The sequence below is a fragment of the Donghicola sp. XS_ASV15 genome (genome assembly GCF_041224595.1).
GTDB lineage: Bacteria > Pseudomonadota > Alphaproteobacteria > Rhodobacterales > Rhodobacteraceae > Donghicola.
Window position 1 is genome coordinate 1 of the sequence record NZ_JBGFGN010000032.1, and the last position, 410, is coordinate 410.

The 410-nt window shown below is 51.2% G+C and carries 1 protein-coding gene; it reads left to right on the top strand.

Going from position 1 to position 410, the window contains the following annotated elements:
• On the top strand, nt 1-398 hold a 398-nt coding region (locus AB9K37_RS00495; protein ID WP_369835105.1), incomplete at its 5' end, for a hypothetical protein.
• Nucleotides 399-410 lie beyond the last annotated feature (12 nt).

The window sequence follows — 410 nt, forward strand, 5'->3', positions numbered from 1 at the left end:
AAGACAAGGAAAAGGGGGAAGGGAAAGGGAAGGGAAGGAAAGAGAGGGAACGGATCACGGAAGGAGACAACAGAGCGAGGAAAAGAGGGGGGAGGGGAAGGGAGAAAGAAGGAAGAAGAAGGGAAAAAAGAAAGAGGGAAGGGGAAGAAAGAAAAGAAGGGGGAAAAGAGAAGAAGAAAGAAAAGGAAGGGAAAGGGAAGGAAAGAAAAGAAGAGGGAGGGGAAGAAGGAGAGGAAAGGAGGGAGAAGGAGGAGAGGGGAGGAAGAGAGAGGGAAAAGAAGGGAGAGAAGGAGAAAAAAGGGAAGGGAGAAAAAAAGAGAAAGAAGCCAGAAGGGGGACCGACGCGGCAAAGGGGTTCCAGAACGCGCGGAACTGGCCAGCACGCTTGGCTTCGGTAAAGATCGCAAAGG